The following is a 14095-nucleotide window of genomic DNA, read 5'->3' on the forward strand; positions in this document are numbered from 1 at the left end:
ATTTTTGATTAAAGGATAACGTTAATTCCAAGACTGAACGTCCGGATCGGTAGATAATCGACATTGGTAAAATCCGGATCGTACACAGCATCCGATTTCTTCCAGAGCAGACCGACATTATTGACATAGCCATATATACTCAAACGGTCGATTCCGCTCCGCTTCCATTTGTCCAAAGGAAAGCTGTATGATAGACGAACATCCTGCAACCGCACGTGATCCGCTCTCTCAATATTGACATCGGCATAACCATAATAAGTTTCCCGGCTTGCTACTGCTTCGGACGGCATGGAGGGTATCTGCGTATGCCCTTGATCGCCGGGCTGCTGCCAGCGGTCGGCGTAATCGCCGTGTCCGACTTCTCCTCGGAACAAACTGGCTGCGTAGTTGACTGAATTCCTTCGGTAATAATAGCCACCTCGGAAAGTAATGTTCGCGGAGGCAGACAGTCCGTTCCAGTCCAACGTGTTCCGAAATGCGCCGTACCACACGGGGCGGGCAGGACCATGATACGTTAAACTCTCCGTTGTTGCAGACTGCAATATCTGTGGGTAGTCTTTTGAAGCTTCTCCATTTAGAAAACCAATTGGATCTCCGTTCTCCGGGTCCAGTCCTCCCCAAGGCAGGCTATACAGTGCCCAAAGCGGCCGGCCTTCGATCGGATTGATCGTCATGCCATCGGTTTCCGCAAGAATACGTGTAGCAGGAACTGGGTTCGCCCTGTAGGCAACCACTTTATCCTTCACCGTATTGACCAGCAACTGATTGCTCCACCGGAATTTTCCATCGACAGGTACGGTATTCACTACCAATTCGACGCCTTTGGCATTTGTTCGCGCAAAGTTACCCGTGATCGTTTTAATGCCGGCTGTTCCTGGTGAAGGTATCGTGCCGATAACATCATCCCCATCTTTGTTGTAATATTCTACCGATCCGGATAACCGTCCTTTCCATAGGGAGAAATCGACGCCCAGATTATAAGTTGTTATCTTTTCCCAACGCAGGTCCGGGTTTCGCGGAGTTACTATGTTGGCAAATGGTAACTGCGTCAATGCGTGCCGCGTATTGTAGTACGCTGTCGTATAGGCCGTCAAATTCCTATTGATATTTCCAGTCCGACCATAAGTGGCACGTACGTGTAAACGGTCCACAGTTTCGGAGCGAAAAAAACTTGCGTTTGTCAAGTTCCACCCGACACCAAGAGAATATAACGGAACACGCTTTTGGTTGGTATTCACTCCGAACAGATTGCTCTCGTCGAAACGTAGACTTCCGGTAAAGGTATATCGGTGGTCGTACACATAGGAGACGTTACTGAACACCGAACGGAAGCGGTCAACCGTCCCCGTTTCATTATCCATAAAGGGTATGAGATTGTAAGCACTGTATGGATTGAAATAGGCAGTATAGTAATCCTTATAATTTACCGACTGGCTCACCCCCACCCGGTCATCATACCCATAGGAACGTCTCCTATCGGTATCCGTCTGCTGGTCGCGGATTTCGTAACCAAGGATACCGTTAAGCTCGTGCACAGCATTAAAATTATAATTAAAATCGGCTTGTAGACGGAGGTTGTGCGCCTTCGAACGGACGTTGTCCAGATCCAGTATGCCGCCCATCGGTATCGGATAGGAAAGTGCGCCGGTGGTCGCGTCCCGTTGTGTCAGCCGATTTATCTCATTACGGGCATAGTAGCTGTCCATGTTATACAGTTGCCTGTTGTGGGTGTTGCCCGTCCAATATTGGTATTGGGCATGTATATTGATTCCCGCCATTAATTTATACCGAATTCCGGCGTCCATACGCAGGTCGTTTCCTCTGCTCGTCCTGTCGTTGTTGTCCCTGTCAAGGAGCGGCACGTAAGACCAGTCGAGCAGTCCGTCGCCCCCGACCGATTCCAGGTAACCCAGCCGGTAGTCTTTTGTTACCGGCAACGGGTTTCCCTGTTCATCGGCGAGCCTTGCGTAAGGAAATATGGTCGATGTGGGAATATTCCGGTATCCCATATAGGTAATCTCGGTCATCCCGTTGGTCTGATTCCGTTGGGAAGTAAGGGAAGCCTGACCGGAAAGTTCCAGTCTGTTATCCAGTAAAGACCAGGTGTTCCCGATGATACCGCTGAAACGGTTTCCGATATCGCCCACGACCTCGGTCTGGTTCCGGTCGTAACCGACAGATGCATGGTAACGGTTGCCACCATTGTTGCCCTGCGTGCGGAAGGCATACTGCTGCATGACCGGTGCGCGGTAAAAGTATTTTTCGTAATCCGAACGGATATCGTATCCTTTCAGCTTCTCGATCTCCCGCTCGAATTCGTCATAGCGGTCTGGGTGCTCGCGCTGCTGGATAAACAGTTCGACCGCAGGATTCAGCGGCATTTTGGACACCGAGTTCTCGTAGTTGGTGTAAAAGCCACGGTCGAAGAGCATCCGTTCGACCTCAATAAAATCCGCACTGGACATCAGCGGCTGGTAATGCACGTCCGGCGTATGCCCTACGGTGGTATTTGCATTTGCTTCGATCTGCGTACCGCCTCGGTTACCCGCCTTCTTAGTAGTAATGACGATTACCCCATTACCTGCCCGCGCACCCCAGATACTCGCTGCCGCAGCATCCTTCAGCACCGTGATACTCTCTACATCGTTTGGATTGATGTTATTGATATCGCCTTCATAGGGAAAATTGTCTACAATGACCAGCACACGGGCATCGGAGTGTATCGTGTTCTGCCCGCGGATACGCATCTGTGCTGCGGCTCCCTTTCCGTTGTTGAAGATCAGGCCAGGTGTTACATCGGCCAGACGGTCCAGCACATTGCTCCCTACCCTGCGGTTTAGCAACTCATTATCAATCTGCACAAAACTCCCTGTAGCGCGCTCTTTCGGTAATTGCTGATATCCTGTACTTACCACCTCGACTTCTTCAAGCTGGTTTTCAAGTGGCTCGAGTGATATAGTTAAATAGGTAGTCTTTTCATCATAGTCAATAGATTGTAGTTGAAAGCCAATGTGTTTCACCTCGATGGTTCCTGTACTTTTATTCGCCGGTATGCGGAACCTGCCCGTTTCATCGGTACTGGCGGAAACCCCGTTAGCACGGACAGAAACCCCTTGGATAGGCTCACCATCGACGCTCGACAGCACCTCTCCCATCAATACTGTTTTTTGCCCTTCGGCAGTCCGCGGAATCGCGGACTGCGCCCAGGCGTCTGATAGATTAAACAACATGAAACATAAGAATCCCAAACAAAGGATTCTTATGTTCTTCAATGCCATTAAAGAAAATAATCTTCTTGAAAAACAAAGTAACCCTGTCAGACAAAGGGTTACTTTGTTCGTCATTGCCTCTGCCCCTACTTCTCTCCTACTCTTACTGTACCGCTGATCTACGCCAGAGGTACATGCGTTTAGTAGGTCAGTAGTGGATCTCCAGTAGCTTCTTAGTAGATCTCCAGTACCTTTTCGGTACACTCCCCGTACACTAACAGTACACTCGCGGTACATTAACGGTACCTCAGCTATTTTACGCAAAGGTTGCGTAAAAGGTACTACATCCTTACTGCATCTATACTTGATCCTCGCTTTAAGTGTGCCTAAAAAACGGTAAAAAACCAACCTGTTTCTTCGGGTGCTGTTCGGGTGTCCTTCGGGAGCGCTTCGAGTCCGCTTCGGGACTGGTTCGGGACAACTTCGGTATTGCTTCGGGTGAGCTTCGGTTGTTCTTCGGCTGCCACCCGAACAGCAGTCGAACACTTCCCGAACAGCGCCCGAACCAGTGTCGAACAAATCCCGAGGATATTCCGAAGAAACGTCGAACACCTCTCGAACGGTTGCCGAAGGCAAGGCAACAGACGCTCTTTCTCCTTGGTTGGTTAAGATTTTTGAAAATCTTGGTGGTTTTTCTTTTCGGAAACAGGCTCCTCCTTCGCGTTGGCTAAAGGCCAGTCCTCTCCCACCCTTGTAAAAATGTTTCATTTTTTAAGGTTTTTAGGGTGTGGCCTAGAGCTTTGACTATAAAGTGTTTTTTGCTATTTCTCCTTTGTGCCTAAACAGAGCTTAGGCCACACGGTTAGTAAAATTGTTTCAGAAATGATGCGAACGATACGGGTTTTCATAATCGAAATAATCGGTGTGCATTGACGCATCTTTAGGAAAGCCAAAATGACTTATCAAGCTCAATCAGCTTGCGGGTTTAGTAATATTTTTAAATAATTGTTTTTTATACATAACTCGCTTGTTTATAAACGAGTCTCTTAGGAGCGGGTTTATAGCTATAAGCATGAGGTCCCAACCTATGGTTCTGGAGGGCTAGCACACCCTGAGCACACATAAGAAGGGAACCCCATGCTTATAACATGGGAGTTCTTACTTCTCATCTTGTGCTCAATTGAAAGTGCTAGTTTCCAGAACAAGACTCGAAGCAGAAGCTTCATTGTTTCTATTGAAGATTCTGCGAATTTACTAAATTAAGTAAACTATCCAATCAAAATGTAATAGTCACTCTGTGTTATACATTATTAAAAACAAAAGTACCATGATAATTTGTGAAATACTATTATTTTTAGTAGTTTTACCACCATAAAAAGTAGTAAAAAACTATTTACCAATTGAAAATCAAAAAAGTTATCTTTGTTAAATATGTCAACTGAAGAGAATAAATCATATCTAGATTTGGACAATAAAAAAATTGGGCAGAAAATATATATCCAACGAAAAATCAAGGGTCTAAAAGCTTTTGATGTAGCTGAACGGCTTGGCATAAAGGAAGCAGCTTATACCAAGTATGAACGTGGCGAAACAAAAATTACAATCGAATTTGTTAGGAAAGTGTCAGAAATATTAGATATCGATCCGTTACTTTTACTTTCTTCTTCTGATATAAATTATTTCGACAATATACATAACTCACCAATACTGAGTACTTTTCACACTTATCAATCAACAAACGAACGACAGAACGAAGCTATTCTATTATTGATTGAAAATGTCGTAAGAATGAATAAAAGTATCATGCTTCTGCTGGATAAGGAACTCCAAAAACAGAATAAATAAGTTTTAATTACTATTTTAATTATGGATATTCAAAAACTAATTGAGAATATAGATAAAGAAAAATTTGCAATCAAATTTCAGGTACATAGAGAAATAAGTGGTATATCCACAAAAGAGGCAGCTGTCAGATTAAATGTAGAGGAAAATGAAATTGTAGCCATTGAAAATGCGAATGGCAAAATCACACCCGAGTTAGTAAAAAATACTGCTGTCTTATTCAAAACAGACGTTTCTTCCCTACTTTCTTCTTCCACAAATCTAAATCATTTCGAACATGTATACAGTTCACCTATAAATAGTACTTTTCATACTTTTAAGTCTACTGATGAGAAACAAAGTGAGGCAATTTTGCTATTAATTGACAACGTTACCAGCATGAGTAATCGTATAACAGAATTACTAGAGCAAAAATAGCTTTGGGTTTAATTAAAGATATAGGGAACGTGCGTGAGGAGATTAGGCGGTTAATGGAGGTATAAAAAAATAAAGGGACACCAAAACGGTATCCCTTTAATCTCCTACTTAGTTACGTTTCATTGCTGAAAGAGGCTTTACCAAGTCTTACGCTACAAATATACCAAATATTAAACCAATTATCAAAATGAAGATTGATCTCAGACATAAATATTTATCTAGACCGCGATACAATAGGTATCTTCAAGCAACACAATCCGATATACCTCGAGCAAAGCGTCTATATAATGCCAATATACGTCTAGCACAGGCTTTTCATCCGTTACTTACACAGTTTGAAGTGGTATTGCGCAACTCTATCCAGAACACAGTAACTACACATTTTAAAGACGCAGATTGGATAATTAACCAAAAGAATGGATTTATGTCACACCCTTCGCTCTCTAATTCCAGATACTTCTTAAAGGAATCTATCTCTAATACGGAACGAAAGCTTCGTCGGAGAAAAATTGCCATCACAAGCGGTAAACTTTTGGCTGATCAAACATTCGGTTTTTGGACAGCCCTCTTTCTTGGGCATCACTATTCATTGCTGAACGGATGTCCAATACATGTCTTTCCTCATAAGCCGTCGTCTGAAAACCGTGCAAGCATCTATACCAAATTAGAGAAAATAAAAGAGTTCAGGAATAGAATAAATCACTGTGAACCGATTTGTTTCAACGGCAGTCATATCGATTGTTTGAATGCAGACGATATACACAAAACTTTATACGATTTAATAGCGTGGTTAGATCCGCAGTTAACTCCATTCTTTTCCGACATCGACAATGTACCAAGCAAAATAAAGCTGATCAAGAGGATTTGAAAATTAAAGGAAGGTCATTACAAAACGAACTGAAAAGGCACCCGAATGTTCAAGTCGATCCTCACCCAACGAAAAAGAATACGAATTTATACAGTAGGAAGTGATTAAGATTATCGTTGACAAGACGAACTATGAAGGGAAATGACGGATTTAAAAGCTAATCATGAGAGGTAAGAAATATTTACTTATATTGCTGATAGCGCTGAGTACTTTATTAGCATACGTCTACTTGAGAAAGTCTAACTTTTTTGAGATCGACGCATGTTTAGATTGCGGAGGACGCTGGAATTATGAAACCGAAGAATGTGAAACTACATCTATAGAAAAAGGTATTCGACGATAGATATTACCCATAAATAAGACATGATGAACTCAAAACCGTATTGGTATACCTTACTCAGTCATTTTGAAGAAAATAGATATTTTACAAATGGCCTTACTTTGCCCTTTATTTTGGGTTCTCGCAGTATTATTGAGCCGTATTTACCTATACAATCTGTTGAAGAGTTCTTTAAAGAAGTTGAAGATTTAGGACTGTACCTAAACTTGCTAAAATGCGGGGGAATTGGTGAAAATGTTTTTCGAATTGGTGACGTCGAAGATATAAAAACCTATGGTAACAAAGGGATCTTCATCATCCCAGACTTCATATTTGAGAACTGTTCGAGTGCTTATGAAATCGTCAAGCAGTTATGTGACGAAAATATGCCTCACTTAAGAAAAAATGAATTCTCTAAAAATGCAGGACATTGGGGAAATTATTCTCAAGTTGAGTTGGAGGAACTCAACGAAGTAAGAAACTTAGTTAATTAAAAGGTGGTGGATATGGTAAAAGATAATTGACGTGTATTATATATAGGTTCTATGAGAACAAGCAGTTACTCAATCAGTATCATAGCCAACTTGGCATACTGAGAAAGATTATCAATTCATGGAGCTTAATTCCTGGATCTCCAATGGATGAATTTGACACAATGGCCAATAAGATATTAATCTACACAAGGGTGCGGATCTCGAAAAAATTCAAAACATCATCGCAAGTGATCTAGTAGCTATTTATGGTTTTTATAATTACGAAATTGATGCAACAGTTTTTGCTCGAGAAATCTTTGACTGGTGGCTATTGGAGCAAAGCGTTTAAAGAACATTATTATAAAGCCTAAAAAGGGAATACTAACGTTTATAAGAAGAAGTAAGATTATAATGGTCATCCTTTCGGGCGGTTCATTTTGCATAGAATACGGGAAACCGTATTTTTCTTTTAGGGAGAAAATCTATTTTTGAAAATCAAGATGATTTACTATGTATCTGCGGTGAGCCCCCTTTGGTCGGTTCGCTATTCATATTGATAAAAGAATCATTGTGTTAATATTGCTTCGCTATACACACATAAAAAAATATTTAAAACACATTATATTAACAGAATAAACAATTAAAAGTTATATAAAAACGAAATTCGCCTATAGTGATGGATTAGCGAAACATTTTGTATATTAGTTTCGCTAACAGAATTGTTGCCAGCAACCTATGAAAACGAACAAATAATAAGAAAATGTTAGATAAACATATAATTGATTTTAATGAAAGTCTTATCGGTCTAAGAGACTTTGTAGAATTAATAGACCCTTTTCTGAACGATAAAGTTGAAGAACACGACCAACACGTAAGACCATTAGTTGCATCCGCTTTATTGAAAGAACTTCTTTCAGAACACTCTGAATGGAAAGAAGGAGAGAAAGAGAAGTTTATTGCAATGCAAGAAAAAATTCAAAGTCAAATTGATTCTAAATATTCTGAAGAAACAGAAGTGATTTTTGAAAAAGAAGAATCAGATGATAAAAAGGTTAAATCCTTTTCCATAAAAATAAAGTCGAATGACGACACAATTGCTGACCATATTTCAAATGTAAAAAAGGCAAATAAGCATATAAGTTTGTTATACACGAACTCTCTTATTTCTCTTTTAAGCAACGTTGAGTGGTTCTTTTCTCAAATACTTCATTATTATTATGACCAGCATCCTGAATCCGCAGGGGTTCAAAAAAGAACCCTAACATTGAAAGACTTAAAGACTTTTGGCTCTGTTGAAGATGCAGAAAAGTATCTAATTGATGTTAAAATTGACGAAGTTTTAAGAGGCAACTTTGAAAGTTGGACAAGTTTGCTAAAAGAAGAATTAGGATTAGGTCTTGGCTATCTCAAAGAGATTATGGACGAACTAATTGAAATATATCAGAGAAGAAATTTGTTTGTTCATAATGGAGGTGTGGTTAATTCTATCTATATATCAAAAGTCAAGGAAATTTTAAGAAAAGATATCCAGGTTGGTGACAAATTAATAGTTGAAAAACAATACCTTGAAAATTCAATATGTAAATTGCAAAAGGCATTTATTTTAATCGGTTCTGAATTATGGAAAAAACTAAGTCCAGAAGACGAAAATAGAGGTGAAATACTTGGCAATATTATTTACGAAAATCTTCTTCATTCAAGATGGGACATTTCTGAGGGTTTGTGTTACTTTTCATTAAATGACTCAAAGATAAATCCAGTTGATAAAACAATAGCACAAATAAATTATTGGTTGTGTAAAAAGGAATTAGGACAATATTCTCAAATATCAAAAGAGATTAAGAATATTGATTATTCTGACAAAAAAGAAATTTTTCAATTAGGACTTTTTGCTATTCGCAGTGAAACAGAAAAAATAATTGAATTACTACCTGTTGTACTTGAATCAAAACAAACCAATGTAGAACGTATTGAAGAGTTTCCAATTTTAAGAGAATTTAGAAATACCCCTGAATATAAAGAGTTCAAAGAAAATTCAAAATTCTTCAAAGAAGAAAACAAGGAAGTAATAACAGTTGATACAACGGAAAAATAAAAAGGCAGCTGCCAACAGCACCTTCCCAAAAGTGGCGGTTCAGTGGTTAAATCAAGCTTTGTGCTTCTATCAAAGTTTGTGCTTGGTTGACAGTGAAGTGCTTCGAAACCGGATTGAATCAGACAAACAACCCTAGGTTATCTCTAGGAATGGAAATTCTTTTTTCATTTTTAAGGCACCCACAATGGTTAACGTAATAATTAAATTATGAAATATTTTAAAGAAATTTTTGGAACGTGTATTTTATTATGCGTGATTGTTTTTATAGATGCTTACAAGGAAAGAACCCGTCAACAACGGTTTCAATATATTACCGTTGAGCGATCTACTACTATATTTGATTCCAAGACGTTGAAAAGCTACATGCAGTTACCTGATAAAGTTAGAAACATCTACCTATATGAATATTCCGATTTTATCAAAAATGGTACATCTGCAAAAAAATACAGACCCCTTCAACTGCTTGACCAGTAAGATGAGATAACAACTGCATACACTGGAATAAGCTGACCCCACAGTTCCGGTGAGTGTTTAGAGATGTAAAGCTCGATTGTGAGCGATAATCGCATGGCATTCCGGCAGATGCTGACCCCTCAGGTGTCCACCCGTTATCAGATTCCAGGGCAAATTGACCCCTTGTGTATATATCGGTCATAGCGGGCCAGTTGTATCGGTGATTACGGGCCACTTTAAACAAAGTACTATTTTGCAGGGCACTAACTCTGTAAGATATGGCTGGTCACCGCATAGATATGTTAGATATCCAACGTATAGTTCAATTAAAAGCCCGTGGGGAGAGTAATCGCTCCATCGCCAGGTTGCTGGGCATCAACCGTAAGACAGTCAATGAATATGTGCTTCATCTGAAAGAAAAGGGGAAGGATTTTTCCGAACTAAAAGATCTTGATGAAACGTCTCTTGCATCGGTATTGCCCTCTCCGAAGGTTTTCAATAAGCCGGATACGTACCAAGAACTGTCTGGCATGTTTCCAGAATTCAAGCGTTCGATGCAAAGTTCTGGTTTTACCTACCTGAACATCTGGGAACTGAGTATTCAGAGAATAGGAGCTTCAAGGAGAGGCAGGAAGAGCTTGGTGTTACACATGATGATAGTATTAAGAGATTTATAAAGACTGTTCGTGTTGTTAAGCCATAATCACTCCAATTATAGGTTGCCTATTTGTGCTATATTGGAAAAAGGAGAGAACTAAATATTCGCAACCTATAAGCTTACGCCGATCGAGGGTACATGCCGCACCTCGGATAAAACGAATTGCGAAAGCTAGTGATATATTTGATAGCCTAGACAGCAAACGTCGGGACAGTATTTTAAAAAAAAGAAACCTAAACGATACTACCATACATTTCTGGGCGGCGAAAAGATAGGAACGGCTGGACTTGCAAAAGCAGACGCACGAATGTGAATCGTGCTTAGACAGTTACACTTTTGAACCGAAACAGCTGGCATCATCCTTCCGAAATCACTGGCACAAATCGAACCGTAGTATCCAACGGTTAATCTAGTTTGATAGTCCATAACAGATCCAGTTGTTAATCTATCTCCTGAGGAAGAGACTGGCAATTCTTTATATTGAACACTCTATTCCTCATTTTCAGTTTATCACGGAAATGCCGTGAAATATTTTGTGTTAGTTCAATATAATTATTGTAGCCTTCATTTTCGTAGTAAAAAATCTCTATTGCTGCGCAGTTATCATGCTCAAAAATCATATTGAGAAGCGTTCTGTCAGAAAGACTACAAGAGTGCCCCCACAAGTAAACAACAAATGGTTCTGAACTAAGATAACGAACTAAATCAGAATAATGTTGATTTTTGAAATATCCAAAAGATTTGATATTGCGCATATACTCGTTCATATTAGACTTCTCCATTTCATGAAAAACTTCGTCTATTTCATCGCCATAGCCAAAAATCATTTCATCCAATGGTCCGTTTATAGTGCCGTGTATTGGAATATGAATGTATCCAGAGTCTGCACTTATTTTTTTATGAATTAAGAATGTATAGTTGAAATCTAAGAAAAGCACCTTTCCATGAACATTAAAATCCCCTAGTTCTCTTATATCTTGCGATCTTCCTCTACCTTTCTGTTCCAAAATATGACGAAGTTCTGTTTTCTTTCCAGCCAATGCCATAAATTGATCGCTTGCATTCACATGTTGAGTTTCTTGGAGCAGATATTCTCTGAGAAGCTCTTTTAACCTATCCAAATGATTGTTGAGAATCGTTAGCTTCCGTTTTGTTTCAAATGCATCTTTATTGTCTGCTAATACTTTTTTTAGTTCTTGATAAAATACGTGCTCAATATCTCCCCAGTTGGGATCACCTTTTTTCCCCAGAAGTCTTTCTAATAGCTCGGAGGTCAGCGACACTTTAAGCGTATATAATGTTCCCCACGGATTATTCAGATCGAGTATTATCGAACCGCTTTGTATAATTTCTCCACTAATATAGCTGTCTATAAATTCTGAAAAGTTACCTCTAAAATCAACGTCTGGATTGGAGTAATTAGGTAGAGGATCGATCACAATTTTCAAAAAGTCGTCGGTATATTCCCTCTCTTTGGACGCGTTCTTGAAACACCGCGTCAAATACCAAGTTAAGAAAGATTTATAATCTGTTTTGAGACCGTGCGCTAGATCAAAGCCATTTCCGATAATAATTAGTTTGTTCATAATAAAATATTGGACGTAAACTAATCAGTTTTAAGCGGTCTGTTCCAAACTTTTTAAATAGTTGATAAACGCAGAGCATGATACCAACATAAATTTAGCCTCTTCAAAAGATGGGTCTTTAGAATCATCAGTAACAATTAAGAAGTGCGTGCTTTGTTCTCATATTCCTCTTTGAAAAGGGCTGGAGCTATCAAATCGAGCAGTGGTGGCGACTTCCACAATCCACGGCTTTCAAAACAATTATTGATAAAAAGGGAAAAAGGGATGAGTTTAGACATTAACATTTCTTTCTGATTACCTAAGTACCTATCATACTCTTTTTGTGATTTTAAAATCTTCTTTTTTGGTCTCTCTAATTTTTTGCTTTCGTGATAAAGTTTTAATATTTCATGCAATGGGATTTCACTCGCTAAACCCATTTGATGATAAACAAGTGAATCGATATTTACAACAGACAACGGTTTAACATGATGCGTAAAAAGCCCCTCTCCTGCCAATTCTGAAAGTGCATCCTGAAACCAAAAACTAATAAGTTCATTGAAGCCTGGAGTATCGTATTGATGATCATGAGTAAGCAGAACAGGATAAATGAAAACATCTTTGTAGTAATAATCCGTATCAGCAATAAAATCATTTTTTAGAAGTCTACGTATACTGTTTATCAATTGCATAACGGCTTTGGCTTTTATCTTTCCGTTAGGCAATTTCTCGTAATCTAAAACTCTTCCGAACTCTTCTTCATACACGTTATAATCAAAAGACATTTTCTTATCTGCCGCAATCAAGAAATCCTTTGATTCAATTAACAATATATTCTTGCCCTTTCTCACATAGTAATCAGGTGCAGCATCAATATTCATATCCTCCAATTGCTTTCCTGAGAATCGAATGCATCTAGCAGGGTAAATACTTTCCATAACCTTATAACAAAGCACTTTTTCTGAAAATTCGTTCCCGTAAAAGCTTCTTACGTCTTTAATCCTTTGTGCTGTTGGCAAAGCTTTGTTTACATCCCTCAAAAGGAAATAAACACCTTTGAATATCTTTTCAACGACAAACAAATTGAAGATAATCCGATAAACACCGTCATTCACTTTGTAAAACGGCTTTGCTCTGGTGGAAAGAAAGTCATTTTGGTCAAGTTCATCTTTCTCCTGTATCATAATCTTTTCAATAAAAGCGCAGCTCTGTTCAAATTTTTCTCCCTGAGTAACAACAATATCAGTATGTCCTTCTCGTTCACTTTTTATTGCTGAATGTGTTAATGGCAATAGACTTTTTAAATATTCTTGCCATGATGTACAACTGAAATGAGTAACAAATGCAGTCAATAAAGGTTGAGCTATTCTATCAGTTTCAAGAAATTGAAAGAGGTAAATAGCTTTAATCATTTGTGTTGCCCAAATTTGATGAATGTCATAGTTTAATTTATCTGAAAGGGGGTATTGCATACAAAACATCATCATTGCGATTCGTAATTCTTTATTACTTTTTTGCGCTGATGGCAAAGCGATACTTTGCTTTCTTGTCAACTCAGAATTTAGGACCAAATAAGCTTTAAACAAATTTACCTCTAACTGTGCTTCTGTTTGAGTTTGGGGTTCTTCTGTCTTTGAAAAGTAATATTCAAAAAGTCTCAAACTCGAATACGGATTTATTATCTCAATACGCATGCCTTTCTTTTCAAGTTCTCTAATCCTGCTATAAACATCATTAGCGAACTCGCTGTTTTCTGATCGAAAAAACATCCCTAAAAATTCCCTATTGTTCTCAAACTTTGATTTACGGTTTTTGAACCCCAAAAAGAAAGCTGCTGCATTTAAGATCTTTTCTCTGCTACAGCCTGCTAAATATTGTTGAATTGTTAATCGTTCTTCTTTAGGAAAAACTACTTCAAATTCCAAGATTTGTCCCAAGGCAATTGATTTTGAGACAGATGATTTATTGTTTTTTAACATAGTTCGGTTAACTTGCCTTGTACGTCTTCAAACTAAATTAGACACATTAGCATGAAACCTTAAGGAGACTTTCTAGTTATAAATGTATTAATTTTTGTTGATTATACAATTTTCTTCTTTTGTTCAAAGAATCGATTTTGCCTGTTGTCTTTTTTCCAAAATTCTTTCAGATCGTCCACAGTACGCATCTGCAGGTGTTAAGTTTTGCAGCGACTCA

9 protein-coding genes are annotated in these 14095 nt (G+C 38.9%); 6 read left to right on the forward strand and 3 right to left on the reverse strand.

Annotated elements, in window-relative coordinates; genetic code table 11:
• Positions 1 to 8: 8 nt before the first annotated feature.
• Positions 9 to 3977, reverse strand: a complete 3969-nt coding sequence (locus tag G5B43_RS02770) for a SusC/RagA family TonB-linked outer membrane protein (RefSeq protein WP_165293172.1) — start codon at positions 3975 to 3977, stop codon at positions 9 to 11.
• A 663-nt stretch (positions 3978 to 4640) separates the two neighbouring features.
• Here G5B43_RS02770 and G5B43_RS02775 point away from each other — a divergent pair.
• From G5B43_RS02775 to G5B43_RS02800, 6 genes are all read left to right on the forward strand, one after another.
• Complete coding sequence (locus G5B43_RS02775) at positions 4641 to 5054, forward strand: helix-turn-helix domain-containing protein (RefSeq protein WP_165293173.1); 414 nt, start codon at positions 4641 to 4643, stop codon at positions 5052 to 5054.
• A 21-nt stretch (positions 5055 to 5075) separates the two neighbouring features.
• On the forward strand, positions 5076 to 5468 hold the full coding sequence (locus tag G5B43_RS02780; protein ID WP_165293174.1) for a hypothetical protein: 393 nt from the start codon (positions 5076 to 5078) through the stop codon (positions 5466 to 5468).
• A gap of 187 nt (positions 5469 to 5655) precedes the next feature.
• Positions 5656 to 6336 (forward strand): Abi family protein, encoded by a 681-nt coding sequence (locus G5B43_RS02785; RefSeq protein ID WP_165293175.1) that lies wholly within the window; start codon positions 5656 to 5658, stop codon positions 6334 to 6336.
• Positions 6337 to 6699: 363 nt separating this feature from the next.
• Complete coding sequence (locus tag G5B43_RS02790; RefSeq protein WP_165293176.1) at positions 6700 to 7149, forward strand: hypothetical protein; 450 nt, start codon at positions 6700 to 6702, stop codon at positions 7147 to 7149.
• Positions 7150 to 7888: 739 nt separating this feature from the next.
• Complete coding sequence (locus G5B43_RS02795; RefSeq protein ID WP_165293177.1) at positions 7889 to 9223, forward strand: hypothetical protein; 1335 nt, start codon at positions 7889 to 7891, stop codon at positions 9221 to 9223.
• Between the two features lie 731 nt (positions 9224 to 9954).
• Positions 9955 to 10353 carry a helix-turn-helix domain-containing protein gene (locus G5B43_RS02800; RefSeq protein WP_165293178.1) on the forward strand — a complete coding sequence of 133 codons (399 nt, stop codon included), beginning with the start codon at positions 9955 to 9957 and terminating at the stop codon, positions 10351 to 10353.
• Between the two features lie 421 nt (positions 10354 to 10774).
• On the opposite strand, the gene G5B43_RS02805 is transcribed toward G5B43_RS02800, so the two are convergent.
• Positions 10775 to 11920: an AbiH family protein gene (locus tag G5B43_RS02805; RefSeq protein WP_165293179.1), complete on the reverse strand. Its 1146-nt coding sequence runs from the start codon at positions 11918 to 11920 to the stop codon at positions 10775 to 10777.
• Positions 11921 to 12057: 137 nt separating this feature from the next.
• Positions 12058 to 13878, reverse strand: a complete 1821-nt coding sequence (locus G5B43_RS02810; protein WP_165293180.1) for a hypothetical protein — start codon at positions 13876 to 13878, stop codon at positions 12058 to 12060.
• Positions 13879 to 14095: the final 217 nt, after the last annotated feature.

It is taken from the genome of Sphingobacterium sp. SGR-19, assembly GCF_011043555.1.
GTDB lineage: Bacteria > Bacteroidota > Bacteroidia > Sphingobacteriales > Sphingobacteriaceae > Sphingobacterium.

What these genes read in the sequence shown, in the direction of transcription:
- G5B43_RS02805 (WP_165293179.1), bottom strand. Translation starts at nt 11,920, where the DNA reads ATGAACAAACTAATTATTATCGGAAATGGCTTTGATCTAGCGCACGGT.
- G5B43_RS02770 (WP_165293172.1), bottom strand. Translation starts at nt 3,977, where the DNA reads ATGAAACATTTTTACAAGGGTGGGAGAGGACTGGCCTTTAGCCAACGC.
- G5B43_RS02780 (WP_165293174.1), top strand. Translation starts at nt 5,076, where the DNA reads ATGGATATTCAAAAACTAATTGAGAATATAGATAAAGAAAAATTTGCA.
- G5B43_RS02800 (WP_165293178.1), top strand. Translation starts at nt 9,955, where the DNA reads ATGGCTGGTCACCGCATAGATATGTTAGATATCCAACGTATAGTTCAA.
- G5B43_RS02785 (WP_165293175.1), top strand. Translation starts at nt 5,656, where the DNA reads ATGAAGATTGATCTCAGACATAAATATTTATCTAGACCGCGATACAAT.
- G5B43_RS02775 (WP_165293173.1), top strand. Translation starts at nt 4,641, where the DNA reads ATGTCAACTGAAGAGAATAAATCATATCTAGATTTGGACAATAAAAAA.
- G5B43_RS02810 (WP_165293180.1), bottom strand. Translation starts at nt 13,878, where the DNA reads ATGTTAAAAAACAATAAATCATCTGTCTCAAAATCAATTGCCTTGGGA.
- G5B43_RS02795 (WP_165293177.1), top strand. Translation starts at nt 7,889, where the DNA reads ATGTTAGATAAACATATAATTGATTTTAATGAAAGTCTTATCGGTCTA.
- G5B43_RS02790 (WP_165293176.1), top strand. Translation starts at nt 6,700, where the DNA reads ATGATGAACTCAAAACCGTATTGGTATACCTTACTCAGTCATTTTGAA.